Below are 26,503 nucleotides of genomic sequence, written 5' to 3'. Positions count from 1 at the left end.
CCGTCAGTGAGGCTTCGAGCCATCACCGGCAGGGCCACCCGAGGCTATCTCACCCAGTTTTTTCTCCAGCTCTTCCATCAACTCTTCATCATCGACCGGGTCTTCGCTGGGAAGCGCGTAAGCGCCCGTCATCCAGCGACCCAAATCAATATCGGCGCAGCGCTTTGAGCAAAACGGGCGGAATTTTTCGACGGTTTTCTTGGAACAAATGGGACAGCTCATTGGGCCAGTCCTTTCGGTATCGGCAGACGTTCCCGTTTGCGCTGCAACTCATAATGGCCCAGCGGCGTCCAGCCAACCAGCGAGGTTTCAATCGGGTCGCTACGGAACGCGCTGCGCAGCGCGGTTTCAAATTGTTTACGGTCTTTTTTCGCCATGGGCGCCAGATCGAGGGTGATCTGCCCCCCCAATCCGCGCAGACGCAACATCCGCGGCAAAGCCTTCGCCACGGCCAGATTAGCCTTCAACCCGGCAGCCGGTGAAAAATCGCCGCCCGTATTCACGTCCACGGCGACCAGTGCGTGGGTCGGCTCTATGAACATGGACGCTTGGCCAAGTGGCACCTCGTCATGGTCAAGCAACGCCAAGGCGTCCAGCACGCCATGGGCCTCGAAGCCTTCAACGGTCTCGTTCGAATGTGGCCAATCACGCCAAGCCAGATCATGCGGCCCCTGTGCGTCGACCAGAAGTTCAGGCTCACCCTCGATGTCCGCCAAAACCGCATCCGCAAGATCAAGCAGACTGTCGGCTTCCTCGGCGATATCATCGGCATCCAGACCAACCGCGCCTGTGCGCAGAATAACCCCATGTCCGGCCTCAGGTGCCCGAGAGCGGTGCAAGGCTTCTAACAGCGTCTCGCGCACGTCTTCGTCGCGGACTTGGCGTGAGACGTTCAGTCCCTTCGCGCCCGGTGTCACAATCACGCTGCGGCCTTTGAAAATCAGCCGGTCGGTGACAGGTACTGCCTTGTGAGACTCGGCGTAGGAGGTCACCTGCACCAGCATCGTTGTGCCGGGCTTCAAGCCCTGCGCGCCGCGAAACAAGGCTGTCTGTCCGTCGGGCAAGGTCATCATCATACCGCCCTGTCCCTTAAGCGGGCGGTCGGCCACAGCGCGGTATATCGCGCCCGGTGCAGGTGGGGCATCATCATCCGGCGCAATCAGCAAGTCATCCAGAACGCCGTCCACCATGCGTGCGGCGGCTTCACGGCCAGCCAGCTCGCCTAAGACAATCAAAGCACCCTTCATCGCGCGGCCTCATATCCTGCGGTTTTCAACAACTGAGCGGCTTCCGCCACGGGAAGCCCCATGACGCCTGTGTACGAGCCTTGTATCCACGGGATGAACGCACCGGCAAGTCCTTGGATCGCGTAGCCCCCCGCCTTTCCCTGCCAGTCGTCGGTGGCAAGATAGGCGTTCAACTCTTCATCCGATAGGTTTTTCATCTTGACCGAGGTGACCACGTCAGCGGTCCAAATCCGGTCACCACGTTTCACCGCCATTGCGGTAATCACGCGATGTCTGCGTCCTGACAGCGACAGCAAAAACTGCGCGGCCTCGCCAGCATCAGCAGGTTTGCCCAAGATACGGCGTCCCAACGCGACGGTCGTGTCAGCGCACAGGGCCACCTCATTGTCCGCAAGAACCAAGGCCTCTGCCTTGCTGTGGGCGATGCGGCGGCAGTAGTCGCGCGGCTTCTCGGTGGGCTGCGGGTCTTCGTCGATATCGGGGGGGCGAATGTCGTCCGGGGTAATCCCCAGAGTCGCCAAAAGCTCCAGCCGCCTTGGCGAGCCGGAGCCGAGCACGAGCCTCAACCCGGCTTCCCGGGTCAGAGCGGTCACTTGAAGCGGTAGTTGATCCGACCCTTGGTCAGATCATAGGGGGTCATCTCGACCTGCACCTTGTCGCCTGCCAGAACGCGGATGCGGTTCTTGCGCATCTTGCCTGCCGTATGCGCGATGATCGTATGGCCGTTTTCCAGCTCGACCAGGAACGTCGCGTTAGGCAGGAGTTCCTTCACGACGCCGGGGAATTCGAGCAGTTCTTCCTTGGCCATGTTCACTCCGTTGTTATGCCCACCAAAGTGCGGGCGTGGCACTAAATGCGCCGGGACTTGGGGGTTTTCAAGGGTTAAGTGGGTTTGGCCATAGCGTCACACCGGATTTATCGGTGTTTATGGTGCGCTTAGGCCTCATCAAACGCTGTAGGCGTCCCGAAACGCGCCAGAATCCGGTCTTTTATCTGGTCGCGGGCCATGCGGTAGGAATTCAGCTTCTCTTCACGGCCCTCTCCCAATCCTGTCGGGTCCAGAATGGGCCAGTATTCGACGGCTAGATGATAGACCCGTGTCAGCTCCAATGCTTGGCGCTGCGATGCGGGGCTAAGTGCCACGATCAGGTCAAACCCTGACAGGTCGTCCCCCCATTCCTGCATCTCCTCGAACGATCGCGTACGGTGGCGGGACAGCTCGATGCCCATTTCGTGACAAACGGCCACGGTGAAGCCATCAATATCTAAGTCGTTTTTCACGCCAGCAGACTGAACGTAGATGTCTGTGCCGTAGAATTTCTTCATCAACCCTTCAGCCATAGGCGAGCGGACTGCGTTGTGATCGCAACAGAACAGAACCGATTGTGGTTGCTCCTCCGCCATTCCCTCACCCTCCGAAGTGCAAAACACAAATGAGGGTGAACAGCCGCCGCGCTGTGTCGGTGTCGACGCGGGCCTTGCCTTCCAGACGGTCCTCAAGCACGCGGGCACCTTCGTTGTGAATACCCCGCCGCGCCATGTCGATGGTTTCGATCTGGCTTGGTGGCAGTTTCTTGACGGCGTCAAAGTAGCTTTCGCAAATCTGGAAGTAGTCCTTCACCACCTGACGGAACGGCCCAAGCGACAGATGGAACTCCGCCGCCTTGTCGCCGCCTTCGGTATGCAGATCAAAGACCAGCCTCCGCTCGCGAATGGACAGGTCCAGCTTATACGGCCCGTCCGGTGCGCCGTCTTGCGGCAGGTCGAACAAATTGTCTTCTATCAGGTCGAAAATAGCGACTTTGCGTTCTTGCTCGATCTCCGCTGTGGGCGTCGGCAAGCCGCTGTCGTCGATGGTGACTTCGCAAAGTTTACTCATTCTTCATTCAACCTATTCAATCTTGCGCGGACCGACAATCCGTGGGCTTCCAAGCCTTCGGCTATGGCCAAAGTCTCTGCAGCGGGGCCGATGGCTTTGAGGGCTTCCGGCGTCATGCGGGCAAGCGTCGTACGCTTCACAAAATCCATCACCGACAGGCCTGACGAGAAGCGCGCCGAACGTGCTGTTGGCAACACGTGGTTCGGCCCGCCGATATAGTCCCCGATGGCTTCAGGTGTATACGCACCAATAAAGATGGCCCCTGCATGGCGCACCCGCGCGGCTAATTCATCGGCATTTTCGCATGCAATCTCAAGGTGTTCCGGCGCAATCTTGTCAGACAGAATTAACGCCTCTTCCATATCGCGCACAACAATCACCGCGCCGTAATCGCGCCAGCTTGGTCCGGCAATCGCCCGACGCTCCAGCGTTTCCAGCCGTGCCTCGACCGCTTTGACGACCTCCAAACCGAACCCTGCGTCGTCGGTGATCAGGATGCTTTGTGCGCTTTCGTCATGTTCGGCTTGCGACAACAAATCAACCGCCACCCAGTCAGGATCGTTGTCCTTATCGGCAATCACCAAAATCTCGGATGGCCCCGCGATCATATCAATGCCGACCCGCCCAAATACGCGACGCTTGGCGGCGGCGACAAACGCATTGCCCGGTCCGGTGATCTTGTCCACCGCGGTGATCGTCTCCGTGCCGTAAGCCAATGCTGCAATCGCCTGAGCGCCGCCAATGCGGTAGACAGTCTCGACGCCAGACAAGCGCGCCGCCAATAGCACCAACGGGTTCGCAACCCCGTCCGGTGTGGGGGCGCAGATCACTAACCGCTCCACACCCGCAACTTGCGCGGGAATGGCGTTCATCAACACCGATGACGGGTAGCTCGCCAATCCGCCCGGCACGTATAGCCCCGCGGCCTCGACCGGAGTCCAGCGCCAGCCAAGCATCTCGCCATGGGGACCGTCCCACGCTTCGTCTTGGGGTAGTTGGCGGTCGTGATAGGCGCGGATGCGCTCGGCGGCCAGCGCAAGTGCTGCGCGCTCCTCAGCCGGAACTTTCGCGATTTCCGCGTCCATTTCCTCGCGAGAGAACGCCAGCGTCTCGGGCGTCAATTCCATCCGGTCAAATTTGGAGGTTAACTCGATAACCGCCGCGTCACCGCGCGATTGCACATCGGCAATTATCCCTGCAACCACAGCGTCCACATCGGGGCTGTCTTCACGCTTCATCGTCAGAAGCCGGGCAAATTGAGTGTCGAATTCAGCGTCAGCGCTGTTGAGAAACATAGGCATGTCGCCTCCATACCGCGCAGGCGCGGAAGGCTCAACGATCCAAAGCACGTACCATCAATAAATCGTCGCACTCTTCGCCGTCGATGATCACGGATCTCGGAATTCGGCCCACTTGTTCGAAGCCGTTGCGGATGTAGAACCGCTGGGCGCGCGGGTTCTTCGCCCAAACGTAGAGTTCCAATTGCAGCACACCCATCTGTCTGGCTTTCACAACCAGCGCGTCCATCAGCGCCTGCGCAGCACCCTGCCCCTGACTGGCCGTGCTCACATAGAACGGCCCGATCATTGCGCGATGCCGTGCCGAGGCAAAGCCGTTCTGGGCCAACCCCGCAAGGCCAATCAGCGTCTTGCCCGCAAAAGCGCCCATAATCTTGCCGCTATCCAGAACCCGCGCCAACTCGTCCAAGCTCGTATCGCGAACCTCACCAAGCGACCTGAGGAACGCGGTCGGGTAGTTGGTGACCCCTTCGATGTGGAGCGCTTGAAACGCCTCCGCATCCGCGCTGGTGAGCGTCCGGATTTTCACTGTGGGTGTGTCGGTGCTTTGCGTGATGGCGCGATATAAGGGCGCGTGACGTCTTGCAGCGTTATGTTCACGCATTCCGCTTCCAGCGCAATTGCGCCGTCGCCTGCGAGTGTCAGCTCGAACCGCCCCGCTCCGTCCTCACCCGCCATCCACGTGATGGACAGCAAAGACAACACAATTTCAGGGTCGGACCGGTCCAAGCCGCTAGACGACACCTTGGTCACGTCATCAAAGGCCAGAACCGCACGCACACGCTCGAAATCCCGCCCACGCCGTTCGGCGGCAGGCAAATCTTCCCACCGGAAGCGGTTCAATAACACTGCAAAGCGACGTTGCGCAGGCTTCCAAGCCATCTCGCTCACCGGAAAGACCGCGTCCTGCGCAAGCGACGAGATCACCGTGACATCATCGGCGTCCTCCGCCGTCAGGCGAAGGGGCCGCTCGGCACCATCCTCGAAGCTTGCGTCACGGCTCATTCTGGCACCCGTTTGATTAACGCGCCTACGCCACCCAGTTTCTGCTCGATCCGCTCGTATCCACGGTCTAGGTGGTAAACACGGCCGACGGTCGTCTCCCCCTCGGCGGCAAGGCCCGCCAGAATGAGGGAAACCGATGCCCGCAGGTCGGTCGCCATAACCGGTGCGCCATTCATTTTCTGAACGCCCGTCACCGTGGCATGGCCACCCTGAACATCAATTTTGGCCCCCATGCGGATCAATTCGGGCGCGTGCATGAAGCGGTTCTCGAAGATCGTTTCGTGCAGTTTCGAGGTGCCATCAGCAAGGCACAGTGCCGCCATCATCTGCGCTTGCAGGTCGGTCGGAAAGCCCGGGAAGGGTTGGGTCTCGACGTCGACAGGCTTCAGACGGTCGCCATTGTGGGACACCTTCAAGCCACGCGCGGTTTCGGTGACCACAACGCCCGTTGCTTCCAGCTTGTTGCAAAACGCATCTACCAGATCACGGCGGCCGCCGATCAGCTCAACCTCGCCCCCTGCAATAGCAGGCGCGATCATGAACGTGCCCAACTCGATGCGGTCGGCGATCACTTCGTGGGTCGCACCATGCAGGCGGTCGACGCCTTCAATGGTAATCTCGGAGGTGCCAGCACCGGAAATCTTGGCGCCCATGGCGCTCAGGCATTTACACAAATCAACTGTATCCGGCTCGCGCGCCGCGTTCTTGATGATGGTCGTGCCTTTCGCCAGTGTCGCGGCGGTAATCGCGTTCTCGGTCCCGCCCACCGTGACGAACGGGAATTCGATTACTGCGCCCGTCAAACCGTTCGGGGCGGAGCAATGCACGTAGCCTTCGTCCAGCGTAATCGTGGCCCCCAGCTTTTCCAGCGCCATCAGGTGCAAATCCACCTTGCGTGCGCCAATGGCGCAACCGCCGGGCAGCGACACCGTCGCCTCGCCTTCGCGGGCAACCAGCGGACCCAGCACGTTAAACGACGCCCGCAACTTGCGCACCATTTCGTATTCGGCTTTGCGATTGGTGATTTCGCCGGCAGACAACACCATGACGTTGCCCCCGTTCAACAGCGCCACTTCGCAGCCAAGGGATTCCAGCAGTTCCGACAATGTCCCGATGTCGGACAGGCGTGGCACATTGGTCAGCGTCAGTGGCTCGTCGCTCAGAAGTGCGGCGGTCATCAGTTTCAGGCAGGTGTTCTTTGCCCCGGAGATCGCGATCTCCCCCTTCAACGGGCCGTTGCCCGTGACGATGATCTTATCCATATATTACTGCCCTTTTGTCTCGTTTTTGCCCGTCTCGTCGGGGGATTTTCGCGCGCGCGCCTGCTGCTTCCTGCGTCCCATATTGGCCTTCAACGCCGCCTTCAACCGCGCTTCGCGCGCTTGCGCGCTGTTTTGCGGCTTTGGCGGGTTATTCGGGGACATCTTGTCGCTCATGGGACCGTCTTAACCTAGGGCGGTAAAAGGGTCCAGATTAGGGTTGCACCGAGTAGACTTTCACCCTAATACCCCGCCCACACGCAAGTGTAGATGCTGTGGTAGCTCAGTGGCAGAGCACACCCTTGGTAAGGGTGAGGTCGAGAGTTCAATCCTCTCTCACAGCACCATCTTTCCAAGCCAGACATTTATCGCCCTCAGATGGCAGCGGGCGCGCAAACTTTTCGACAAAGTTTGATATCGCGCAAAAACAATCGCGTCGATTTCCGTCATTGCAGGGTCATGAAACATATAGACACCCTCAAGGCTCACGGCCTCTTCGATGCGCGCGTGCCGCGCTACACTTCGTATCCGACGGCTGCGGTCTTCACCACGGATGTGCGCGATGATTTCCAAGCGCAATCGCTTGGCTCCCTTGATCCCGATGTGCCGGTGTCTGTCTATCTCCACATCCCGTTTTGCGAGCGGCTTTGCTGGTTCTGCGCCTGCCATACGCAAGGCACCGTGACCCTCAGCCCCGTCGAAAGCTATGTTGGAACGCTGGAAGCCGAACTGGAACTGCTGCGCGCAACCTTGCCCAAGGGCATACGCATGGGGCGGCTGCACTGGGGTGGCGGGACGCCCACCATTTTGCCACCGCACCTGATCCATCGCTTGGCGAAAGCCGTTCGCGATGTCTTCCCACCTGCCAAGGACTTTGAATTCTCGGTCGAGATTGATCCGACTATGGTGGACCGCGCCAAGATCGACGCGCTGGCCGCCGAAGGTATGACCCGCGCCTCTATCGGCATTCAGGATTTCGACCCGCTGGTGCAAGCCGCCATCGGTCGCGAGCAACCGTTCGAAGTTACCCGCGCCTGTGTCGCCGATCTGCGCGCGGCGGGGATCACCTCGCTCAACACCGATCTGGTTTACGGGCTTCCGCACCAAACCGAGGCGCGCATTTCCGACACCATCGACAAAGTTCTCACCTTCGCGCCTGACCGCGTGGCGCTGTTCGGCTATGCCCATGTTCCTTGGGTGTCGAAGCGGCAAAAGCTCATTGACGAGGACGCCTTGCCCGACGATCTGGCCCGCTATCATCTGGCGCAGCTCGCCGCGGAGCGATTCGAGATCGCAGGACTTCCCGCCGTCGGCATCGACCATTTCGCCCGCCCCGGTGACGAGCTGGACACGGCCCGCCGCACTGGCCGTTTGCGTCGCAACTTCCAAGGCTACACCGCCGACACCTGCCAGACGCTGATCGGGCTTGGCGCATCGTCCATCTCGCGCTTTCCCAACGGCTATATCCAGAACGCCCCCGCAACGGCGGCCTATATCCAGCGCATCACGGCAGGCCAGCTTGCAGGTACACGCGGATACGAGATGAATTTCGACGACCAGGTTCGCGCCCGCGTAATCGAGCGCGTGATGTGTGATTTCAGGTTGGACATTGCGGACCTGCAAGATGAGTTCGGCGCACAGGCAGCGAATATTGCACCGCTTTTGCCGCAGATCGCCGCCAAGTTTGACGGGTTGGTATCGCTGCAAAACCAATGTCTCGAGATCAAACCCGAGGGCCGCGCACTGACCCGCATTATCGCAAGTTGCTTTGATGCGCATGTTCCAGAAGGTGTGCGCTACTCCCGCGCGTCCTAGAGCGCGGGCACGCCGATCACCACCGGATGCAGCCACAATAGCGTCGCGAAGGCCACGACGCTTGCGCCGACGCGCACCACCAGTTCCAGCCAAGAGCGCGGGCGGTAGAAGCGCGGGGCTGCGCGGGTCGCATCGCGCAACGCCTGCCACCGTTCCGCGCCCATAACGCACCGTTTGCGCCTGTCGATCAACCGGCGCCCGATGACCGCAAAGCCTCCAAGCGTGCCAAACAGGATCACATGGGCAAGGTCGCCGTTTGGCAGCAAATGCAGCCCTGCCCAAAGGGCCAGCGCCAGCAAAACCGGATGGCGGGACCATCTGACAACGCCCGCCTTGGCCGGATCAAATTCGTCATTCCGCGCCCCGCCAAAAGAAAACGGGTTAGGCCGCCCAAGCGACAGCGCTAGGAGCAAACACACCGCCAGCATGCCCAGATGAACCGCGTGGCGATGCCACGGCATTTGGGGCCACAACACTTCAAACGGCGCCTTCCCAGCGGCCCAGATCAGCAAGGCCAGCATGGCAATGGACAGCGTGGAATAGGCCATGCCGAATCCCGCCGCACCAATCCGCGCGACGATCCGCGACTTCACAGCGGGGCGCACGGGGATCGAATGGGTCACGAAGAACGCCACAAAAACAACGGCAAAGGCAGTCCAGCTCATGGGCTCAGGCACCGTCTTTGCGGCGCAGCAACAGCGGCCCGTAGGCCACGGCGAAGCCGCCAAAGGCAACGATCCACAGCAGCCCTGAGATATGATAGAACACCGGCTCCCCTCCGGCGAATACCCGCGCGGCGACCGACCCGAACAGCGCAAGATAGATAAACAGCGTCCCAACGCCCGCATGCAAGCTCTGCCCAGTATGTCCCAGCGTCGCACGGGTCATCACCGCCAAGGTCATGGCCCCAATCGCACCCGCCATCCACAGATGCTGCGCCGATTGCGTAAGCACAAGGTCAGGCAGCACAATCGCCAACCCGATGACAATCGCGCCCAGCGGAATGAAGGCATAAGCGACGTGCAGCACCCAAACCAAGGCCTCGCCGCCCGTGTGATGCCCTTTCCAGCGCACCACCCGCACCAGATGCAGCGCGCCCAACACAAGAAGCGCCACGCCAGTGACCCCGCTTTCCGGACGCAAAACCCAAAGCAACAATCCCGCGACACTCGCCAGCAAGACACCCTTGTCGAACATTTGCATCGGCGGGGTCGGGCGCGCCTCCTTGCCCTCCCGGGCCAGCCAGTTGCGGGTGAAAGATGGCACGATGCGCCCGCCGATCACGGCAATCATCATCACCCCCGTGCCAACGCCAAGCCGCAGCCCGACGCCCTGCGCGGCAATATCGCCTTGCCCGGCTTCAATGTGGAACAGCAGGTTCGCGAAGGTGAAGACCGCGAGCAGGCCCAGCACCATCAGGTTGCGCCAGTTCTTTCCGGCGACAATCTCGCGCAGGATCACCGCGCCAAGGATAACGGGGAATGCCAGATCAATTGCGGCGGCGACGCCAGACGGCAGAAACTCCGAAAACAGCACCGCCACACGCCCCGCCAGCCATATCCCGAACATCGCCGCCAGCGGCCAGCCAACCAATGGCAGGCGTCCGGTCCAGTTCGGAACCGCCGTCAGCAGGAAGCCCGCCAGCACCGCGCCCAGATAGCCGAACAAGAACGCATGCGCGTGCCATGAGACGGGATCGAACCGCGTGGGTAATGTCACCGCGCCCGACAGCGCCGGTATCCAGAGCAGCATCGCGAAACAAGCCCAAACCGCCCCGAACAAAAAGAACGGGCGGAAGCCGAAGCTGAACAGCGCCGGCCCTTGCCACGCGCGCATCTGCTCTGCGGATGAAGTTGCCATGTCGTGTTCCTTAGTCTGCGCTGCGGGCGTCTGCCGTATCCATAAGATAGCGGATATGGCGGGCGAAATACCATGTGGCGGGAATGCCAATCACACAGCCAATCGAGATTGACCAGAAGGCCGTCAGAACCGGCCCGCCGATCCAGCTGAAGATCAGGGAGGCGAAAAACACATTCACCGCCATGGCCCCTGCCCCGAACGGGTAAAGGACCACCGCGATACGTGCAACGGACCAGCCCCGATCCGTCATTTGCGAGAGACCAATCTGTGCACCAGATACAGCGCTGCGATTAGGCCGAGACTGCCTACGGCGAACCAGAATTCTGCGGTGGCAGATTGGGCCTGCGGGATCGGGCGGTCAAATGAGCTGGCCCAGACGGGCATCGCCATCAGCGAAAAAACGAGAGCAAGGATACGCATGTCAAACCTCCTGCGTGAGTGTGCGGTAAATGTCGGGCAAGGCCCGCGTAAGACGTTCAGGGTTGGGCAACAACGCGAAGCCGCCGCGCCCGAAAATGCGCGCGAACCAGTCCTGCCCGTCCTCGTCGATAATAACGCCGAACAGGTTCTGCCCCGCGCGACGGGCTTCCTTGACGGCCATATGGCTGTCTTCGATGCCGTGCTGGCCTTCGTAGTGGTCAAGGTCATTCGGCTTGCCATCGGTCAGCACGATCAGCAGCTTTCGCGCGCTCGGCTCCTCGGCCAGTTGCGCGCTGACATGGCGGATGGCCGCCCCCAGCCGCGTGTAATGGCCAGGTTTCAACGCACCTATATTGTTGGTCACCTCGGCGTTCATCGGGGCCTCGAACCCTTTGCAGCGGGTCAGGAAAACGCGGTCACGGCGCAAGGACGAAAAGCCCCAGATGCCCAGCCGGTCCCCTGCCGCATCGATACCAGCGGCCAGTGACGCCATGGCCTCTCGGGCAACCTCGATTACCGAAGTATCGCCAATCGCCGCCTCGGTCGAGCGCGACGTGTCAATGAGGAACGCCACCGACAAATCACGCTCCACCTGACGCGCGCTTTGCCAGATCCGGTCGGACCCGCGTCCGGTGGCCAGAAGGTCCGCTCGCGCCGTTAACAGCGCGTCAAGGTCCAGTTCCGTGCCATCCACCTGACGCGGCTGCAGAATGCGGCGCGGGCGCAGGGCCTCAAACTGGCGGCGCACCTCGCGGATGCGGCGCTCGTTGGGGTGGTAGCTGGAGGCCGGATCAGGCTGCGCAGGGGCATCCAGCACACGGCAATGACCATCCATATAGCTGCGGCTGCGGTGGTTCCATTCCGGGTATGTGTGTTTCCCCGCCAGCGCCTCGTGATCCGCGTCCGACGGTGACAGGTCCAGATGCAGCCGCAAGCGCGTCGCGGCTTTGCGGTCATGTTTGGACAAGACAATCTCGTCCTGATCATCCGCCGCCTTCTGGGCGTTCTCGTCGTCGTCATCATCCACGCTGCGGTTGATGTTCATCGACTCGACCCAAGACAGGATCGACTCGAAGCGGTGAATGATGAAGCTGTCCTTGCGGTTTTGCTGCTCCTGATCCTTGCGGCTGCCAAGCTTGCGCGTGGTGGTCGCGGCATTGGGTGGCGGGGCGGCAGGGTCTGCGTGTTCCTCGCTCGCTGCGGCCCCTGAACCGGCGGGCGAAAACCGCAGCCAGATCGGTACAGGCGCGAACGGCATGTAGCCGCGCGGCGTGTCATTGCTCACCATAACGGGGGTTCCACCGCAAAGCTGGTCCCGCAGGGCGGACTCGATGATGCCTTCTTGCGCGGGGCGCGTCACGTCGGGCCGGTTGGCCGCGCAATACTGCACCATTTCAGCGTAGGCACCGCTCAGCCCCGGACAGGTCGCGTAGGCCTGATCGGCGGCGATGGCATTGGCGCGAATTTGGGCGCAATCCGATGCGGCCCCCTCGCCCGACAGATCAAGCGCCAACACATCCGTCACGGCGGCCAGCGCCGTCAGCCAGAAATAGGCGGCACGATTCAGCCGCGCCTCTGGGAAATCCGCGATGACTGGTGGTAACGCCAAGCGCTCCCCGTCAAAGCCCGCGACCCATTCGCGGTCGCGCTCGGCCCCCAGTTTGCGACGCAAAACGCGGCGGTGACGGGCAAGCGTCGCAGGGGCTTCACCCAGTTCAACGCCCGCGGCACCACCCAAGGCGCGAAACAGCACCGCAAGGCTGGGCCGGACCGAGGCGAGTGTAACACCCGCCTCGGGGTACGAAATGTGCGCCCCGATCCCGCTGGCCATGTCATGCCACAGGTTGCCGACCGTTTCTTCGGGTTCCATGAGATCGAGGAGTTTCATTGCGCTTATCCGTAGATCGTGGAGATCAGATTACGCAAAGCCAGACCCACATCCGGCTCGTCGCTCAGAGGCTCGATAATCGCCGCCTCAAGGGCTTGGTCCACCCCCATGCCGCTGGCCATCAATGTGGCGGCGTAGATCAGCAGGCGGGTGGAAACCCCCTCCTCCAAATCCATACCCGACAAGGCGCGGATATGGCCGGCAAGCCGCACCAACGGGGCCACGCGTCCCGCATCCAGCCCGCTTTCCTTCACGACAACAGCAATCTCGATCTCGGGGGTCGGGAAGTCGAACAACACCGACAGGAACCGCTGGCGCGTCGACGGTTTCAGCCGCTTCAGCACGTTCTGGTAGCCGGGGTTGTAGCTTGCCACCAACATGAAGCCTTTGGGGGCCACCAGTTCCTCGCCCGTCCGGTCGATCATCAGCGTGCGCCGCGTATCGGTCAACGGGTGCAAGACCACGGTAACGTCCTTGCGGGCCTCCACCACCTCATCGAGGTAGCAGATGCCGCCTTCGCGCACCGCGCGGGTCAGCGGGCCGTCGACCCAGACCGTCTCCCCGCCTTTCAACAGGTAGCGCCCGATCAGGTCGGCTGCCGACAGGTCGTCATGGCAGGCCACCGTGTAAAGCGGCTTGCCCAACTTGGCGGCCATATGCTCCACAAAGCGGGTTTTGCCGCAGCCGGTCGGCCCCTTCAAAAGAAGGGGCAAACCATTTTCATACGCCGTTTCGAACAGCTCACATTCGCGCGCCGTCGCGTGGTAGAACGGCAAGTGCGGAGTTGTCTGCATGTTCATCACCTACTCCCCCGCAACAGGGTTGGCCGAGCCGGGCGTGATAACTTCACGCTTACGGACCACCAGCATGGAGTAGATGAACAGAATGGCACCAGCGACGACCGCCACCCCTGCGCCAAAGCGCATCAGGTAGAAGATCGACAGCGCATCCTGCACGTCCATGTAATAGTCCCCTACCACACGCTGCATATGCGTCTGGATGGTGCCGGCAAAGGTCAGCACGAAGGTCATGAACGCCATGCCACCCGTCATCAGCCAGAACGACACCATGTTGAGCACTTGGTTATAAGGCTCGCGGTTGCGCAGCATCGGCATCGCATAGGTGAACATTGCCAGGTTCAGCGCCACATACGCCCCGTAAAAGGACAGGTGACCATGGGCGGCAGTGATCTGCGTGCCGTGAGAGTAGAAGTTCACCCCGTGCAGCGTATGCAGAAAGCCCCAGACACCCGCGCCGAAGAAGGCAACGGTCGACGACCCCAGCGACCACAAAAGCGCGGCCTTGTTGGGATGGTTCTTGCGGCCCTTCCAGACCATGACGAAGGCAAAGCTCATCATCAGGAAGAACGGGATCACCTCGAAGGTCGAGAAGATCGAGCCGACCCACTGCCAGTAACCCGGCAAGCCGATCCAGTAGAAGTGGTGTCCGGTGCCAAGGATGCCCGAGAACAGCGCCGTTGCGACGATGACATAAAGCCATTTTTCCACGACCTCGCGGTCTACACCTGTCAGCTTCAAAAGCAGGAAGGCGAGGATTGCGGCCATGACCAGCTCCCACGTGGCTTCCACCCACAGGTGAACCACGAACCACCAGTACATCTTGTCGAGCGACAGGTTGTCGGGGTTGATGAAGGCGAAAATCCATAGCAATGACAGCAGCCACAGCCCCATCAACAGCACGTTGGTGATGGCGGTTTTCTTGCCCGCCAGCACGGTCATCGAGATGTTGAACAAGAAGATCAGCGCCGCGACGAGGATGCCGAATTTAACCCAGAGCGGTTGCTCCAGAAATTCGCGTCCGCCGTGGATGCCCACAAGGTAGGAGCCAACCGCGCCCAGCGTGCCGATCATTAAGATCGCCAGTTGGATATAGGCCAGCTTGACCGAATAGATTTCCCGCTCGGATTCTTCCGGCACAAGGAAGTAGGCCGCGCCAAAGAAGCCCAGCAGCAGCCAGACGATCAGCGCGTTGGTGTGGATCATGCGGATGATGTTGAACGGCAACAGCTCCGACAGAAAGTTGGGCGAGACGTAGATCCAGCCCGCGAGCAACCCGCCCAGAACCTGAATTCCGAACAGCGCCATGGCGCAGACGAAATAGGCCATCGCGACTTTTTGAGATTGATATTTCATGATGTTATCTCCTTAACCCGCGTCATTGGGCGGCCAGCCCTGCGTGTCGGTCTGATCTGCCCAGCGAAGGAACTCGGCCAGGCCGCGCATTTCTTCTTCGGTGATCTCGAAAAGCGGCATCTGGCGACGCCCCTCGATGCCCGATGGCTGGGAACTCATCCAACCTTCCAGCGTCTCGTAGGCAGCTTCGGGGTCGTTTTGCACGTCCCAGCGGGTCATGACGTTGCCAAGTTCGGGCGCGAAGTAAGCGCCTTCTCCGTGTAGCGTGTGACAGTTGATGCAGGAATGGCGCTCCCACACATGTTTGCCAAGTGCCACCTCTTCGGTCAGCGGCATGCCGGCGGTCGATACTTCTACCACGTATTTGTGGCTCTGAACGGTCAACGCAATGAAGACGACCACGAAGAATAATGATCCCCCGTAGAAGATATTGCGCGCCCGCGATTTGGTAAGAAACTCAGCCATTCTCGGGCCTCCTCTTGGTTCGGGATGCCTCGGGCTTAACCCGCACCGAAAACACAGAGTTTGCGCCAGAGCAAAGTTTCAGGCGGTAGGGGTGGTATCATAAGTTTGAAAGGACATGCGATGCCTCACAGGAAATTCGACGACCCAGACCTGCCCTTGCAGGACTTGATGAGTCGCTGGCCTCAAACCATAGAGGTCTTCCTGCGTCATAAGATGCTGTGCGTGGGGTGCATGATCACCCCGTTTCACGCCGTTATCGATGCCTGCATCGAATACCATCTGGATTACGACACGTTCATCGACGAGCTGCGTGCGGTCATAGAAACAGGCGTCTAGATCAAGCGCGCCTTGCTAGGGCTGGCTCAGAACCACCAGTGCGTGGGCGTCGCAAACCATGATCCGTTTGCGTTGGCTTTTCACCAGCCCCTGCTTTTCCCAACCGCTTAAAAGACGGCTCACCGTATGCAATGTGGTGCCAGTCATTTCCGACAGGTCCTGACGGGTGATCGGGAAGTCGATCTCTATTCCGCCCGCAACCTTGCGGCCTGTCTGGTTGATCAGCCGAAGCAGCGAGTTTGCTACCCGTTGCTCGACATGCTGCGTCGCAAGCTCCATGATCCGCTCGCTCATCTCTTCAAGGCGCTGCCCGACCACCGCGTAAGTCTCGGTCGAAAAGCCCTCATACTCGGCGACAAAGCTGTCCCATAACCGTGTCGGCCAACTCAGGACAATCGATTCCGCCGCTGCAACTGCCGTTGCAGGGTAATCGGTACGGCCAAGCGCGCGCGCAATGCCCAGCAATTGCCCGGGCGGGATATGAAGCGCGGTGATGCGCTCTCCGGTCGGTGACAGGCGAACCACCCGCACATATCCATCCAACAACAGGTAGAACCGCTCCGCAGGCGCACCTTCGTCGAAAATGGCAGCCCCCTCCTCGATTCTCCGTGTCGTGGCTTGGTCCAAAATCGCCCTGATCTGCCGCGTCTCCAGCTTGGAGAACGGTGGCAAATGCACCAGCAGGCTTTCATCAAGCTGCGGTTGTGTTTTTCTGGCAAGAGAATCCGACATATCCTCTCATGACACAGCATGCGCGCGGCTTCCACACATCTCGTCGATCTATCTTGGCGCCTCTCGAAGAAACACCCGCCTCGCATTCACTGCGAGACGGGTGCTTTTGGATCACGCGTTTTGGGGAGGCAGTACTAGTCCACCCATTCCCACGGACGGGTGAACGAGCCGAGCACATGGCTCACTGCTTCGGAATTGACGTCGCCGCGCTTGGCAACTTTCGCCACCAAACCGCGCTTCTTGTCTTCAACGACCGAAACCACTTCCGCTGCAATATCGGCTTTTTTCAACGCTTCGTTATAAATGCGTGTGATCGCCATCTTGCGCAGTTCCGGCTTGAAAATCTTGCCGACCGCTGTTTTCGGCAGCTCGTCCATCAGCTCGATATATTTCGGATGGGCCGCGCGTTCGTGCACCTTCTCTTTGGCGAAGGTCATCAAATCGTCAACCGTTGCCGTGCCGCCATCTACAAGCTCCACATAGACACATGGGATTTCGCCAGCATGGGCGTCGGGTTGCCCGATTGCCCCGGCAAAGCCGACATCCGGATGTCCGGCCAAGGCTTCCTCGATCTCGGCAGGGTCAATATTGTGACCGCCGCGAATGATCAAATCCTTGGCGCGGCCTGTGATCCACAAATAGCCGTCCGCATCCAGACGCCCCAAATCACCGGTGCGCAGATACTTGTCGTCATAATACAGGCCTACATTCTTGTCGGCCTCAGTATAGGTATGGCCTTCGTAAACGCCGGGGTTGTGCAGGCAGATCTCGCCGATCTCGTCCACATCGCAGACCGATCCGTCGGCGACGCGGCGGATGGTGACGTCCGTATACGGGAACGGAATACCGATCGAGCCGACCTTCTTCTCACCCGACGGCGGGTTGATCGACACAAGGCAGGTCGCCTCGGTCAGCCCGTAGCCTTCAACGATGGTCACGCCGCAGGCTTTCTCGAAACGGTTATACAGCTCCACCGGCAAGGGCGACGAGCCCGAGAAGGCTATTCTCAGACTGGAGATATCCGCATCAACAGGCCGCTGCATCAACGCAGAAATCGCGGTCGGCACGGTGATCATGAAGGTCACCTTGTATCTGTCGATCAGCTTCCAGAAGTTGTCGAACACCCCGTCGCCGCGATAGCCTTGCGGGGTGGGGAACACCACATGCGCGCCGGAAGCGATCACCGACATCAGCACCACATGCGATGCGAAGACGTGGAACAACGGCAGCGGACACATTAGAACGTCTTCCTCGGTGAACAGCAGCTTGCGCCCCAGCCAGCCGTTATAGACGACGCCGGAATACTTGTGCTGCGCCACTTTCGGCATGCCGGTCGTCCCGCCGGTGTGGAAGTAGAAGGCCACACGGTCACCGGCGCTGTCTTCAAACGCAAGCGAGGTGGGCTGCTTGTTCAACTCGGTGCAAAAGTCGAGCACCTTGGCATGGTGGACGGCATGAACCTTGGGCCGGATAAACGGCACAATGAATTTCTTCAGACCCGTCAGGTAGCGCAGCAGGTCGATTTCCAGCACATGCTTTACATTCGGCGCATGACCAACCGCTTCCGCGACTTTCTGGGCAAGGTCCGTTTTCGGGAACGCTTTCAGCGTCACCACCACCTTGGCGTTGGTTTCGCGCAGGATGGCGCTGATCTGCTCGGGTTCCAGCAGCGGGTTGATCGGGTTCACGATCCCCGCGATGGAGCCGCCAAGCAATGTATATGCGGTCTCCGACGCGTTGGGCAGCACATAGGCCACCACATCATTCTCGCCCACGCCCAAGGAGCGGAACAGGTTAGCCGCCTGACAACATTTGCCGTGCAACTCGTCCCATGTGAGAGTTTCGTTCTTGTCCGTAGGTCCCGAGGTCAGTTGATACGAGAACGCGTTGCGCGACCCGAATTTGTCCTTCGTCGCAGTCAGGAACTGATACATCGTGCGTGGCAGGTCACGATCTTCCCAAGCGCTTTCAGCTTGAATCGCGTCCCGATCCGCCTTTGTGGCGAAGTTTCCCATATTTTCCTCCCTTGGCGGTCCGTTGTCGAACCATTCTTTTGTTGGGATTAAACGTAAAGGGAATGCGGCGTGGTGCAAGTCTGACGCTACGCTAAAATGCGAAAAGGGGCCAAATCGGCCCCCTTTCCAAACATATTTCGAGTGGCTCAGCCCTGCGGGATGCGCAGAACCTGACCGGGGTAGATTTTGTCGGGGTGGGTCAGCATCGGTTTGTTCGCTTCGAAGATCTCTTCGTAGCGTGCGCCGTTGCCCAATGTCTTGGCGGAGATACCCCAAAGGGTGTCGCCTTTTTTGACCGTGTGGAACACAGGATCGCCACCGGCCACCTCGTCCTCGACTTCGGCCACGCCTTCGACGTTGCCCACGGCCAGAATGATCTTTTCCTTGATCTCCTGACTTACGGCGTCACCGGTCACTTTGACCTTGTCGCCCTCGACCGTGATGTCCAGACCAGAGGCATCCAGCCCCAGATCAGCGATTTCCTTTTGCAAGGTCGCCGCATCCGGCTCAGCCGCTTCGGCGGCCCCGAACAGCGATTTACCAGCGTCTTTTACAAAGCTCCAAAGCCCCATGTCGTATCTCCCTTTGATGACATATTAGGTTGCCAAAGACGATGATCGCCCCGGCGCCATTTGGCAAGCGGCGAGTTGCGGGGAATTATTCGGCTTCGTGCGCGCCAATCCCTTCGAGACCTTGCCCGTGAGGAATACTTAAAGCGTCAATTTGGCGCAAGACAGCCGCAATACAGCCACAATAATTTGAGTTAATCTTACTTAACAATCCATTAACAAGCCGAGGTTTTTATTGTGAAATTTATGATTTTTGTCGCTGCATTCGCGCTGTCCATATCAACTGTTCAGGCCGAGCTGTTCATCGCCCCTGAAGCCAGCATAGGCTCATCCACCGTGGGTCACGGCGGAGGGTGCCGCAAGGACTCGCCACAAGGCCAATGCTGTCACGCGGGTTCTAAACCTTACCACTGTCACTAGCTGGATGACGGCTATATCGCGGGGATTTATTCCGCCGCAATACCAGCGGTAAATTGCAGCTTCGCCAGACGCGCATATAGCCCGTCTTGGGCGACCAGCGCGTCATGCGTCCCTGTGGCTACGATGCGGCCCTCGTCGAACACCACGATCCGGTCGGCCTTCTTCACGGTGGCCAGACGGTGCGCCACAACTAGGGTGGTGCGGTCACGGCTCAGGCGGTCGACGGCGGTTTGCACCAGCGCTTCGCTTTCCGCGTCCAGCGCCGAGGTGGCCTCGTCCAGCAACAGGATCGGCGCGTCGCGCAGAATGGCGCGCGCAATGGCAATTCGCTGTTTTTGCCCACCGGACAGCATCACGCCACGTTCGCCCACATAGGTGTCATACCCGTCGGGCAGCTTGCTCAGGAACTCATGCGCGGCGGCAGCTTTCGCGGCCTCTTCCACTTCGGCATCCGTCGCATCGGGACGGCCAAATCGGATATTCTCAAGGGCGGAGGCCGCAAAAATCACCGGATCTTGTGGCACCAAAGCAATGAAGCGGCGGAAATCTTCGCGCGCCATGTCACGCAGGTCGCGGCCATCCAAGCGGATCGCGCCGGTGGTCGGGTCATAAAAGCGCAGCAGCAGTTGGATGATCGTGGTTTTGCCCGCCCCCGATGGCCCGACAAGGGCAATCGTCTCGCCCGCGGCCACGTCCAAGGACACGCCGTCAAGCGCCGCAATATCGGGTCGCGCAGGGTAGCGGAAGGTCACGTTGTCGAACTGGACCGCACCGCTAAGCCGCTCGACGGCGGCAGGGTTTTCGGGGTCTTTCACCGTGTCTTCGGCAGACAGCAACTCAACCAGACGCTCCGTCGCACCTGCGGCGCGTTGCAGCTCGCTCCAAATTTCGGACAGCGCAGCCACGCCCCCCGCCACCATGATCGCGTAGATCAGGAACTGCACCAATTCGCCGGCTGTCATGATGTCCGCGCGCACGTCCCGCGCCCCGATCCACAACACGCCAACGACACCCGTGAACACAAGGAAGATCACAATCACCGTCATCACCGCGCGGGTGCCGATGCGTTTGCGCGCGGCCTCGAACGCGGCTTCTGTGAAGCCTGCGAATTTCGCCCGCGATGGGGCTTCGTTGGTAAACGCTTGCACCGTTTGCACCGACAAAAGCGTCTCGGACGCATTGCCCGAGGATGCCGCGATCTGGTCTTGGTTCTCGCGTGACAAGACGCGCAAACGGCGACCCAATACGATGATTGGCACGATCACGGCAGGGACAATCAGCAAAACCAGCGACGTCAGCTTGGCCGATGTCAGCAGCATCAAAATCAAACCGCCTATTAATATCAATACGTTACGCAACGCGATGGATACGGACGAGCCGATCACCGACAAGATCAACGTGGTGTCCGTGGTAATCCGCGATAATACCTCGCCGGTCATGACGCGCTCGAAAAACTCCGGCCCCATGCCGATGGTTTTGTCGAATACGGCGCGGCGGATGTCGGCCACCACACGCTCGCCCAAGCGGGTCACAAGGTAGTAACGGAACCCTGTCCCAACGGCGAGCAATGCGGCCACGGCCAAGGCGGCGCTAAAATACTGGTCCAGCAAGGCGGCCTCGTCGGTGCCGAACCCGTCGACCACGCGGCGCACCGCAAGTGGCAAAACCAACGACACACAGGCCGTGAGGGTCAACGCCAAGAGCGCTGCAATCATCAAAGGCAGATATGGCTTCATGAACGGCCATAGGGCCCCCAGCGCGCCAATCCGCTTGGATTTTTCGCGCTCTGCTTCGCTGCCTAGTGCCTTTGCCATGGTGCCTCCGGTTATCGTCGGCATGGCTTACCGGAGGGGGGGGACAGCCGCAAGCGCCCAGAGGCCACATGTAACGTGGCGTTTGGGCGCGCTGGTAGGTATATCGCCAGCGATACCACAGATAAGGATCCCCGACATGTCTTTGGACGACACAAGATGAGCGCCTTGGGCCTCGGCCTGATCGCCGCCATGTGCTGGGGGCTGCACGATATCCTCGTGCGGCAGGTAAGCCAGCGCGCGCCTCTAATGGCATCCTTGATGATCGTCTTGGTCGCAGGCTCGGTCCTGCAAGCCGCCTTGATGCTTGGTACCGGAGCAATCGCCCCTGTCGCGCTAGAGGCCGCAGCCTACGCGGCACTTTCAGGCGTGTTCTTCCTGGTCGCCAGCATCAGCCTTTACGGCGCGTTCCAGCGCGGCCCTGTCCGCTTGGTCGCCCCGATCATCGCAAGCTATCCGGTCCTGTCCGTGGGCTGGGCAGCCTTTTCCGGCGCGGCGGTGTCGGGGCTGGACTGGCTCGCCGTGCTGGCCATCATCGCGGGCGTGTCGGTGGTCGCTGCGCTGTCCACTGATGAGGCCGCCGACACCCCACCGGCGGGCCGCACAAATGTATACGCCTTGATCGCAAGCGTCGGTTTCGCAGGCACTTTCGCTATTGGTCAGGTCGCCACCGAAATGGCCTCCGACCTCCCCGTCATCCTGATCACCCGTCTTGTGTCCATCGCCCTGCTGGCGGCCCTGATGATCCTGCGCCGCCTGCCGTTCAATCCCGGCCGCAGCGCCGTGCCTGTGCTGATCGCGATGGGGTGCCTTGATGGTATCGCGTTAATGGCGGTGCTGTCGGCGGGCGGGTTGCCCAACGCGCAATATGCAGCAGTCGCGGCATCGGTTTTCGGATTGCTGACAATCGTTATGGCATGGGCCTTCCTGCGTGAACGCATGGGGGTCGCCCAGTGGGCCGGATGCCTCGTGGCCTTCGCAGGGATTGGCTATCTAGCGCTCTGATCCTCGTCGAAGGCGAGCAATGAAATCTTGCGCCGAGCCCGCATCTTCGAGGGCGTCATGCCATATTCGTCCTTCACCGCCTTGGACAGCGTGTTGACCGAGCCGAACCCCGTCGCCACGGCAATATCGACCATCGGCATCAGGGTTTCCTCGATCATCGTCCGCGCCCGTTTGGCCCTTAGCTTTTTGTAGAACCGCGCGGGGCTGTCGTTGAATACCTTGCGAAACACCCGTTCCAGATGACGGGTCGACAAGCCGACCTGCGCGGTCAGCTCGGCCATAGACATGGGCTCGGCAATCGTATCTTCCATGAGCCGGATCGCTTGCGTCACATGGATGTCGAACAGACCCTCATTGTCGGCAATATCCTTGGGTTGCTCCGCATTGCTCTTGCGGATGGTGTGCAGCAGCAACCGGTTGCCAAGCTCGGCCACATGCGGGGCTTGTAGCTGTGACGCGATCAGGCCGATGACCAGTTCCGCCGTCGCCCCGACCCCTGCGGCGGTGATGATGCCGTCGCTATTTTCGGAGAACCGCGTGGTCAGATTGGGATGGTAGCCGCTTTCTTCCAATGCGGCGATGTCGCGCCAATGGGTTGTCACGCCGCCCGCGGGCTGGGAGGTGGATTTGATATAGACCGTGGCCGCATCCGACAACAAAACCACCAGCCGCGCCTGACGTTGCATGGCCCGCGCCCGCGCCAGCCATGCGGGCTTGTCGTCCTGACGCCCGCCCACGACGATCATCACGTCGGAAAAGCCGTAATTCATAATCGCAGGCTCCGCCCGCACCATCATACCCGACGCTCCCTTCACCAGCCCCGGCGCGTCCGACACATAGCGCCACGAGAACCAGTGTTCCGCGAGCATGTCGTTGGCCTGCGCCAGCGTGTGGGTGATCGCTGACAGTTCCAACTCGGAAAATCCTGCCGTCACGTACAGCTCGAACATGCGTCGCATGGAGGTCCCCGCGGCGTTCGGTGCCGGATCAGTGGGCAGGTGTCCTCCCATGGCGTCCTTCTTTAATAAGCTGGAAACTATGTAGGACGTTTCGCGCCTTATCGGCAACCGCGCTCAAACCGGCGCTGGACGGCGGGGCACAGTTGGGGTCAGATGGTCTTCAAAGAGGCAACAAGGAACCGATAGAATGAGAGGCGCAGACCTTCTGGTAAAAACGCTGGCCGCCGCAGGCGTCACGCGCATCTTTTCGCTGTCGGGCAATCAGATCATGCCGGTCTATGACGCCTGCTTTGATGCAGGGATCGAGATCATCCACACCCGCCACGAGGCCGCCGCGGTGTTCATGGCCGAAGCCTATGCGCAACTCACTGGCACCGTCGGCGTCGCCATGGTCACCGCAGGCGCGGGCGCTGCGAACGCTCTGGGTCCGCTGTTCACGGCGTCCGAGTCGGAAACCCCCGTCCTGCTGCTCACCGGCGACTCGCCCCTTGGCCAGGACGGGAGGGGCGCGTTTCAGGAACTCGATCAGGTGCCGATGACCACGCCCGTCACCAAGCTGTCCTTCCGCCCGATCCGCGCGACCGATTTCGGCACCGACACCGCCCGCGCCTTGCGCGCAGCGCTGTCCGGCAGGTCCGGCCCCGTGCATATGGCCCTGCCCTTCGATCTGGTCGACGCAGATGCGACGGGCGGCACCATCCCCACAGCGCTTGGCAAGGAGCCGATGCCCTTGCCCGCAGCCGACGCTGAAACCATCGCGCAGGCGATCGCCAAGGCGGAGCGTCCGCTGATCCTGTGCGGCCCCGCCATGAATGACACCCGCAACCCCGGCAAGCTCGCCGCGTTGCAGGATGCCTTGGGCGCGCCCGTGATCGCGATGGAAAGCCCGCGCGGGCTGAAAGACCCGGCCTTGGGCAATGTCGGCAAAGCCTTGGCGCAGGCCGACCTTATCGTAACCTTGGGAAAGCGCATCGACTTCACCCTCGGGTTCGGCAGCGCAAACGTCGTCGACCCGTCCTGCGACTGGATCGTCGTCCAACCCTGCGCCGCCGAACGCGACCGCGCCCACCGAAACCTTGGCACCCGCCTCAAAGCCTGCTTCGCTGCCGACCCGCGCGACAGCATCGACGCGCTCATTGCGGCGGGCCATGGCGGCCATGACACATGGCGCGAACAGGTCGCAATCAACCTCGCAGCCCGCAGCTTCAGCGAGGGCGACACCGTGCCGTCCGGCAAAATCACGCCCGCCCAGCTTTGTGCCGCCGTGCAGCGGCAAATCGACAAGGCCGAGCGCTCGATCATGATTTGCGATGGCGGCGAGTTCGGCCAATGGGCGCAAGCCGCCACGCAAGCGGATCTGCGGGTGACCAACGGCATCTCCGGGGCTATCGGCGGCGGGCTGTGCTACGGGATCGGCGCCAAAGCCGCCCACCCCGACGCCACAGTCTTCGCCCTGATGGGCGACGGAACCGTGGGATTCCACTTCGCCGAATTCGAGACCGCCGCCCGCGCAGGCCTCCCCTATGTGGTCGTCATCGGCAACGACGAGCGCTGGAACGCCGAGCACCAAATCCAGCTGCGCGACTACGGCCCCGACCGCCTGATCGGATGCGAACTCAGCGGTGCGCGCTACGACGAGGCAGCTAAAGGCTTGGGTGCGCATGGCGAATACGTCACGGACTTGGCCGACCTCGACGCGGCCCTCGACCGCGCGGTGCAAAGCGGCAAACCCGCCTGCGTCAACGTCCAGATCGAGGGCCTGCCCGCCCCCAGCGGGGCCGCGCACTAGTCCAGCGTGAAGCCCTTGGCCTTGATGAAAGCCCCGAAGTCCACCCGCTCCGGCAGACTGTATTGCCGCGCTTTGTCCATCGACCAAGTGTAGCGGTCGCTGGTTCCATAAAGCTCCGCACTGCGCTGCGTCCGATACGGCTGCACCTGCGCACGGTGGGCATCGTATTCTGCCAAATCCCGCGCAGGGTCTTCGCTGAACCGGTCCACATGCACCGTCGCCCGCAAGGGCAATCGTGGGCTGATCTGCCCCTCGCTCGCAGGATACCCCAATGCCAAGGCCGCCACCGGAAACACATGGTCCGGTAGGCCCAACAACTCGCTCGCCTCCTGCGCGTGGTTGCGAATGGTGCTGATCGGGCAGCAACCCAAGCCAGCCGCCTCCGCCGCGATCACAAAGCTCGCCAAGGCGATCCCCGCATCCACGCTGGCGTTGAAAAACGCGTCCAGATGGTCGTTGGCAAAGCCCAGCCCCTGCATCTCGTGCAATTGCCGCTGGCGGCGGTTGTTGGCGCAAATGACCACCAAAGACGGCACACCCGCGATCCACGCCTGCGCAGACACCAGCTCCACCAACTGCGCCTTCACTTTCGCATCCTCGACAATCACGATGTCGCGCTGTTGCAGGTCGCTTTTCGACGGCGACGACAGCGCCACAGCACTCAGCGTTTTCAGCACCTCCAACGGAACCTGCCTGGGCAGGAACGCCCGACACGACGCCCGCCCCGCGATCCCCTGCAACACAGGGTTTTCCTGCAATTCCTCTGGCACATCAGGGGCATCCATGAACCGCGCGGCCAGAACGTCGGACAGCCCGTTAGTCATGGTGCTTCAAAACCGCCTGCACAGCCGGTCGCGCTTCCACCCGCGCACGGTGCGCCAAAATATTCGGAAACGCGCTGTCATCCACGCCATCGCCCTTCAGCCACCGCGCCACCAAGAATAAATACGGATCGCAAACCGTATACTGCTCGCCCATCACCCACGGCCCTTGCAGATAGCGCGTCTCGATCAGACCCGCACACTCCGTCATGTTCGAGGCCACCTTCGCCCGCATCGCATCCTGCGACGCGGCGTCGTCCGACCACCGCGCCCCACGGTGCTTATGCGCGTGGGCCACATGAACAGTCGCCGCCAGATACTGATTGAACTCCTGCGCCTTTGCGAAGCCGAACGGCGTGTCGGGGATCAACTTAGCTGCCTCGAACACCTGCCCGATATAGGCCAACAGCGCGGGTGTTTCGGTCAACACGCCGTCCGGCGTGACCAGCGCCGGCACGCGGCCCTTGGGGTTAATCGCCAGATACTCCGGCTGCAAATGGTCCTTGTTGGCGAACTCCAGCAGGTGCAAGTCATAGGCGGCCCCTGCCTCTTCCAAGGCAATATGGACCGGCAAGGCGGCGGTCCCCTTGGCATAATAGAGCGTCAACATTCCCGTTCCTCCCCTGAGATTGCCACCCGACAATAGCGTCGACGCGCGGATTGGGAAGGCTCAACCGCTGTAATTATAACTTACAGGATGGGTAAGTCTTTATTCCTTTATGTTAGTAAAACCTGCACCTATATTCTCATACGCGTC

At 60.8% G+C, this 26,503-nt stretch carries 30 protein-coding genes and 1 tRNA gene; 5 read left to right on the top strand and 26 right to left on the bottom strand.

Features of this window, described 5'->3' with window-relative positions; genetic code table 11:
• Nucleotides 1-3: 3 nt before the first annotated feature.
• From BUB72_RS10585 to BUB72_RS18830, 11 genes are all read right to left on the bottom strand, one after another.
• Complete coding sequence (locus BUB72_RS10585; protein WP_073143668.1) at nt 4-222, bottom strand: DNA gyrase inhibitor YacG; 219 nt, start codon at nt 220-222, stop codon at nt 4-6.
• A complete protein-coding gene (locus BUB72_RS10580) occupies nt 219-1,247 on the bottom strand; it encodes a ribonuclease E/G (protein ID WP_073143667.1) in 1,029 nt (342 codons plus the stop codon). The genes BUB72_RS10585 and BUB72_RS10580 overlap by 4 nt, the downstream gene beginning before the upstream one ends.
• Nucleotides 1,244-1,813 (bottom strand): Maf family protein, encoded by a 570-nt coding sequence (locus BUB72_RS10575; RefSeq protein ID WP_073143744.1) that lies wholly within the window; start codon nt 1,811-1,813, stop codon nt 1,244-1,246. The genes BUB72_RS10580 and BUB72_RS10575 overlap by 4 nt, the downstream gene beginning before the upstream one ends.
• A 23-nt stretch (nt 1,814-1,836) precedes the next feature.
• Nucleotides 1,837-2,055: a translation initiation factor IF-1 gene (infA, locus tag BUB72_RS10570; protein WP_008186030.1), complete on the bottom strand. Its 219-nt coding sequence runs from the start codon at nt 2,053-2,055 to the stop codon at nt 1,837-1,839.
• A 128-nt stretch (nt 2,056-2,183) separates the two neighbouring features.
• Nucleotides 2,184-2,651 (bottom strand): arsenate-mycothiol transferase ArsC, encoded by a 468-nt coding sequence (locus BUB72_RS10565; protein WP_073143666.1) that lies wholly within the window; start codon nt 2,649-2,651, stop codon nt 2,184-2,186.
• A 4-nt stretch (nt 2,652-2,655) separates the two neighbouring features.
• Nucleotides 2,656-3,126 (bottom strand): UPF0262 family protein, encoded by a 471-nt coding sequence (locus tag BUB72_RS10560; RefSeq protein WP_073143665.1) that lies wholly within the window; start codon nt 3,124-3,126, stop codon nt 2,656-2,658.
• Nucleotides 3,123-4,427, bottom strand: a complete 1,305-nt coding sequence (gene hisD, locus BUB72_RS10555) for a histidinol dehydrogenase (protein WP_073143664.1) — start codon at nt 4,425-4,427, stop codon at nt 3,123-3,125. Before hisD ends, BUB72_RS10560 begins: the two co-directional genes overlap by 4 nt.
• A gap of 31 nt (nt 4,428-4,458) precedes the next feature.
• Nucleotides 4,459-5,028 carry a GNAT family N-acetyltransferase gene (locus BUB72_RS10550; protein WP_083588633.1) on the bottom strand — a complete coding sequence of 190 codons (570 nt, stop codon included), beginning with the start codon at nt 5,026-5,028 and terminating at the stop codon, nt 4,459-4,461.
• Nucleotides 4,950-5,429 carry a DUF2948 family protein gene (locus BUB72_RS10545; protein WP_073143662.1) on the bottom strand — a complete coding sequence of 160 codons (480 nt, stop codon included), beginning with the start codon at nt 5,427-5,429 and terminating at the stop codon, nt 4,950-4,952. Before BUB72_RS10545 ends, BUB72_RS10550 begins: the two co-directional genes overlap by 79 nt.
• On the bottom strand, nt 5,426-6,691 hold the full coding sequence (murA, locus tag BUB72_RS10540; protein ID WP_073143661.1) for a UDP-N-acetylglucosamine 1-carboxyvinyltransferase: 1,266 nt from the start codon (nt 6,689-6,691) through the stop codon (nt 5,426-5,428). The genes BUB72_RS10545 and murA overlap by 4 nt, the downstream gene beginning before the upstream one ends.
• Nucleotides 6,692-6,694: 3 nt before the next feature.
• Nucleotides 6,695-6,865 (bottom strand): hypothetical protein, encoded by a 171-nt coding sequence (locus tag BUB72_RS18830; RefSeq protein ID WP_175549149.1) that lies wholly within the window; start codon nt 6,863-6,865, stop codon nt 6,695-6,697.
• A 95-nt stretch (nt 6,866-6,960) separates the two neighbouring features.
• Here BUB72_RS18830 and BUB72_RS10535 point away from each other — a divergent pair.
• Both BUB72_RS10535 and hemN read left to right on the top strand, forming a co-directional pair.
• Nucleotides 6,961-7,035: transfer RNA gene (locus BUB72_RS10535), tRNA-Thr, on the top strand.
• 112 nt (nt 7,036-7,147) lie between these two features.
• Nucleotides 7,148-8,503, top strand: a complete 1,356-nt coding sequence (gene hemN, locus BUB72_RS10530; protein WP_073143660.1) for an oxygen-independent coproporphyrinogen III oxidase — start codon at nt 7,148-7,150, stop codon at nt 8,501-8,503.
• Here the strand turns inward: hemN and BUB72_RS10525 are convergent.
• From BUB72_RS10525 to BUB72_RS10490, 8 genes are read right to left on the bottom strand one after another with little or no spacing between them, the layout of a single operon-like run.
• Nucleotides 8,500-9,168 (bottom strand): NnrU family protein, encoded by a 669-nt coding sequence (locus BUB72_RS10525; protein ID WP_073143659.1) that lies wholly within the window; start codon nt 9,166-9,168, stop codon nt 8,500-8,502. The genes hemN and BUB72_RS10525 overlap by 4 nt on opposite strands.
• A 4-nt stretch (nt 9,169-9,172) precedes the next feature.
• Entirely contained in the window at nt 9,173-10,363 is a 1,191-nt protein-coding gene (locus BUB72_RS10520; RefSeq protein ID WP_073143658.1) for an NnrS family protein, read from the bottom strand.
• Nucleotides 10,364-10,373: 10 nt separating this feature from the next.
• Nucleotides 10,374-10,613: an NnrT protein gene (locus BUB72_RS10515; RefSeq protein ID WP_073143657.1), complete on the bottom strand. Its 240-nt coding sequence runs from the start codon at nt 10,611-10,613 to the stop codon at nt 10,374-10,376.
• Nucleotides 10,610-10,783: a protein NnrT gene (locus BUB72_RS10510; protein WP_073143656.1), complete on the bottom strand. Its 174-nt coding sequence runs from the start codon at nt 10,781-10,783 to the stop codon at nt 10,610-10,612. The genes BUB72_RS10515 and BUB72_RS10510 overlap by 4 nt, the downstream gene beginning before the upstream one ends.
• Before the next feature lies 1 nt (nt 10,784).
• Nucleotides 10,785-12,671, bottom strand: a complete 1,887-nt coding sequence (locus BUB72_RS10505; protein ID WP_083588632.1) for a nitric oxide reductase activation protein NorD — start codon at nt 12,669-12,671, stop codon at nt 10,785-10,787.
• A gap of 5 nt (nt 12,672-12,676) precedes the next feature.
• The gene (locus BUB72_RS10500; RefSeq protein ID WP_073143654.1) at nt 12,677-13,471 is read right to left on the bottom strand and encodes a CbbQ/NirQ/NorQ/GpvN family protein; all 795 of its coding nucleotides are present in this window, start codon (nt 13,469-13,471) and stop codon (nt 12,677-12,679) included.
• A gap of 3 nt (nt 13,472-13,474) precedes the next feature.
• On the bottom strand, nt 13,475-14,824 hold the full coding sequence (locus BUB72_RS10495) for a cbb3-type cytochrome c oxidase subunit I (RefSeq protein ID WP_073143653.1): 1,350 nt from the start codon (nt 14,822-14,824) through the stop codon (nt 13,475-13,477).
• Nucleotides 14,825-14,836: 12 nt separating this feature from the next.
• Nucleotides 14,837-15,289, bottom strand: coding sequence for a c-type cytochrome (locus BUB72_RS10490; RefSeq protein ID WP_073143652.1), 453 nt, complete (start codon nt 15,287-15,289; stop codon nt 14,837-14,839).
• Nucleotides 15,290-15,409: 120 nt separating this feature from the next.
• Here BUB72_RS10490 and BUB72_RS10485 point away from each other — a divergent pair, with 120 nt between their 5' ends.
• Entirely contained in the window at nt 15,410-15,625 is a 216-nt protein-coding gene (locus BUB72_RS10485) for a DUF1858 domain-containing protein (protein WP_073143651.1), read from the top strand.
• A 15-nt stretch (nt 15,626-15,640) separates the two neighbouring features.
• Here BUB72_RS10485 and BUB72_RS10480 read toward each other — a convergent pair whose 3' ends face one another.
• The 4 genes from BUB72_RS10480 to BUB72_RS10465 form a co-directional block, all read right to left on the bottom strand.
• Nucleotides 15,641-16,357: a Crp/Fnr family transcriptional regulator gene (locus BUB72_RS10480; RefSeq protein ID WP_073143650.1), complete on the bottom strand. Its 717-nt coding sequence runs from the start codon at nt 16,355-16,357 to the stop codon at nt 15,641-15,643.
• Between the two features lie 134 nt (nt 16,358-16,491).
• Complete coding sequence (locus tag BUB72_RS10475; RefSeq protein WP_073143649.1) at nt 16,492-18,372, bottom strand: acyl-CoA synthetase; 1,881 nt, start codon at nt 18,370-18,372, stop codon at nt 16,492-16,494.
• A 146-nt stretch (nt 18,373-18,518) separates the two neighbouring features.
• Nucleotides 18,519-18,944, bottom strand: a complete 426-nt coding sequence (lysM, locus tag BUB72_RS10470) for a peptidoglycan-binding protein LysM (protein ID WP_073143648.1) — start codon at nt 18,942-18,944, stop codon at nt 18,519-18,521.
• Nucleotides 18,945-19,387: 443 nt separating this feature from the next.
• Nucleotides 19,388-21,175 carry an ABC transporter transmembrane domain-containing protein gene (locus tag BUB72_RS10465; RefSeq protein WP_073143647.1) on the bottom strand — a complete coding sequence of 596 codons (1,788 nt, stop codon included), beginning with the start codon at nt 21,173-21,175 and terminating at the stop codon, nt 19,388-19,390.
• Between the two features lie 156 nt (nt 21,176-21,331).
• Between BUB72_RS10465 and BUB72_RS10460 the strand changes: the two genes are divergently transcribed.
• Nucleotides 21,332-22,177 carry a DMT family transporter gene (locus BUB72_RS10460; RefSeq protein WP_073143646.1) on the top strand — a complete coding sequence of 282 codons (846 nt, stop codon included), beginning with the start codon at nt 21,332-21,334 and terminating at the stop codon, nt 22,175-22,177.
• Here BUB72_RS10460 and BUB72_RS10455 read toward each other — a convergent pair.
• Nucleotides 22,162-23,187: a GlxA family transcriptional regulator gene (locus tag BUB72_RS10455; protein ID WP_073143645.1), complete on the bottom strand. Its 1,026-nt coding sequence runs from the start codon at nt 23,185-23,187 to the stop codon at nt 22,162-22,164. The two genes, BUB72_RS10460 and BUB72_RS10455, sit on opposite strands and share 16 nt — an antisense overlap.
• A gap of 136 nt (nt 23,188-23,323) precedes the next feature.
• Between BUB72_RS10455 and BUB72_RS10450 the strand changes: the two genes are divergently transcribed.
• Nucleotides 23,324-24,925, top strand: a complete 1,602-nt coding sequence (locus BUB72_RS10450) for a thiamine pyrophosphate-binding protein (RefSeq protein WP_073143644.1) — start codon at nt 23,324-23,326, stop codon at nt 24,923-24,925.
• Here the strand turns inward: BUB72_RS10450 and BUB72_RS10445 are convergent.
• Together BUB72_RS10445 and BUB72_RS10440 are read right to left on the bottom strand one after the other, a co-directional pair.
• Complete coding sequence (locus tag BUB72_RS10445; protein WP_073143643.1) at nt 24,922-25,749, bottom strand: nitroreductase family protein; 828 nt, start codon at nt 25,747-25,749, stop codon at nt 24,922-24,924. The genes BUB72_RS10450 and BUB72_RS10445 overlap by 4 nt on opposite strands.
• Entirely contained in the window at nt 25,742-26,356 is a 615-nt protein-coding gene (locus BUB72_RS10440; RefSeq protein ID WP_073143642.1) for a glutathione S-transferase family protein, read from the bottom strand. Before BUB72_RS10440 ends, BUB72_RS10445 begins: the two co-directional genes overlap by 8 nt.
• Between the last annotated feature and the right edge of the window lie 147 nt (nt 26,357-26,503).

It is taken from the genome of Litoreibacter ascidiaceicola (assembly GCF_900129235.1).
Lineage (GTDB): Bacteria > Pseudomonadota > Alphaproteobacteria > Rhodobacterales > Rhodobacteraceae > Litoreibacter > Litoreibacter ascidiaceicola.
Note: the sequence above shows the minus strand (reverse complement) of the source record. Positions and strands in the feature narration are given on the sequence as shown.

Bases quoted from the DNA above. Each gene is read 5' to 3' on its own strand.
- BUB72_RS10585 (WP_073143668.1), bottom strand. From the start codon at position 222: ATGAGCTGTCCCATTTGTTCCAAGAAAACCGTCGAAAAATTCCGCCCG.
- BUB72_RS10580 (WP_073143667.1), bottom strand. From the start codon at position 1,247: ATGAAGGGTGCTTTGATTGTCTTAGGCGAGCTGGCTGGCCGTGAAGCC.
- infA (WP_008186030.1), bottom strand. From the start codon at position 2,055: ATGGCCAAGGAAGAACTGCTCGAATTCCCCGGCGTCGTGAAGGAACTC.
- BUB72_RS10565 (WP_073143666.1), bottom strand. From the start codon at position 2,651: ATGGCGGAGGAGCAACCACAATCGGTTCTGTTCTGTTGCGATCACAAC.
- BUB72_RS10560 (WP_073143665.1), bottom strand. From the start codon at position 3,126: ATGAGTAAACTTTGCGAAGTCACCATCGACGACAGCGGCTTGCCGACG.
- hisD (WP_073143664.1), bottom strand. From the start codon at position 4,427: ATGCCTATGTTTCTCAACAGCGCTGACGCTGAATTCGACACTCAATTT.
- BUB72_RS10550 (WP_083588633.1), bottom strand. From the start codon at position 5,028: ATGCGTGAACATAACGCTGCAAGACGTCACGCGCCCTTATATCGCGCC.
- BUB72_RS10545 (WP_073143662.1), bottom strand. From the start codon at position 5,429: ATGAGCCGTGACGCAAGCTTCGAGGATGGTGCCGAGCGGCCCCTTCGC.
- murA (WP_073143661.1), bottom strand. From the start codon at position 6,691: ATGGATAAGATCATCGTCACGGGCAACGGCCCGTTGAAGGGGGAGATC.
- BUB72_RS18830 (WP_175549149.1), bottom strand. From the start codon at position 6,865: ATGAGCGACAAGATGTCCCCGAATAACCCGCCAAAGCCGCAAAACAGC.
- hemN (WP_073143660.1), top strand. From the start codon at position 7,148: ATGAAACATATAGACACCCTCAAGGCTCACGGCCTCTTCGATGCGCGC.
- BUB72_RS10525 (WP_073143659.1), bottom strand. From the start codon at position 9,168: ATGAGCTGGACTGCCTTTGCCGTTGTTTTTGTGGCGTTCTTCGTGACC.
- BUB72_RS10520 (WP_073143658.1), bottom strand. From the start codon at position 10,363: ATGGCAACTTCATCCGCAGAGCAGATGCGCGCGTGGCAAGGGCCGGCG.
- BUB72_RS10515 (WP_073143657.1), bottom strand. From the start codon at position 10,613: ATGACGGATCGGGGCTGGTCCGTTGCACGTATCGCGGTGGTCCTTTAC.
- BUB72_RS10510 (WP_073143656.1), bottom strand. From the start codon at position 10,783: ATGCGTATCCTTGCTCTCGTTTTTTCGCTGATGGCGATGCCCGTCTGG.
- BUB72_RS10505 (WP_083588632.1), bottom strand. From the start codon at position 12,671: ATGAAACTCCTCGATCTCATGGAACCCGAAGAAACGGTCGGCAACCTG.
- BUB72_RS10500 (WP_073143654.1), bottom strand. From the start codon at position 13,471: ATGAACATGCAGACAACTCCGCACTTGCCGTTCTACCACGCGACGGCG.
- BUB72_RS10495 (WP_073143653.1), bottom strand. From the start codon at position 14,824: ATGAAATATCAATCTCAAAAAGTCGCGATGGCCTATTTCGTCTGCGCC.
- BUB72_RS10490 (WP_073143652.1), bottom strand. From the start codon at position 15,289: ATGGCTGAGTTTCTTACCAAATCGCGGGCGCGCAATATCTTCTACGGG.
- BUB72_RS10485 (WP_073143651.1), top strand. From the start codon at position 15,410: ATGCCTCACAGGAAATTCGACGACCCAGACCTGCCCTTGCAGGACTTG.
- BUB72_RS10480 (WP_073143650.1), bottom strand. From the start codon at position 16,357: ATGTCGGATTCTCTTGCCAGAAAAACACAACCGCAGCTTGATGAAAGC.
- BUB72_RS10475 (WP_073143649.1), bottom strand. From the start codon at position 18,372: ATGGGAAACTTCGCCACAAAGGCGGATCGGGACGCGATTCAAGCTGAA.
- lysM (WP_073143648.1), bottom strand. From the start codon at position 18,944: ATGGGGCTTTGGAGCTTTGTAAAAGACGCTGGTAAATCGCTGTTCGGG.
- BUB72_RS10465 (WP_073143647.1), bottom strand. From the start codon at position 21,175: ATGGCAAAGGCACTAGGCAGCGAAGCAGAGCGCGAAAAATCCAAGCGG.
- BUB72_RS10460 (WP_073143646.1), top strand. From the start codon at position 21,332: ATGAGCGCCTTGGGCCTCGGCCTGATCGCCGCCATGTGCTGGGGGCTG.
- BUB72_RS10455 (WP_073143645.1), bottom strand. From the start codon at position 23,187: ATGGGAGGACACCTGCCCACTGATCCGGCACCGAACGCCGCGGGGACC.
- BUB72_RS10450 (WP_073143644.1), top strand. From the start codon at position 23,324: ATGAGAGGCGCAGACCTTCTGGTAAAAACGCTGGCCGCCGCAGGCGTC.
- BUB72_RS10445 (WP_073143643.1), bottom strand. From the start codon at position 25,749: ATGACTAACGGGCTGTCCGACGTTCTGGCCGCGCGGTTCATGGATGCC.
- BUB72_RS10440 (WP_073143642.1), bottom strand. From the start codon at position 26,356: ATGTTGACGCTCTATTATGCCAAGGGGACCGCCGCCTTGCCGGTCCAT.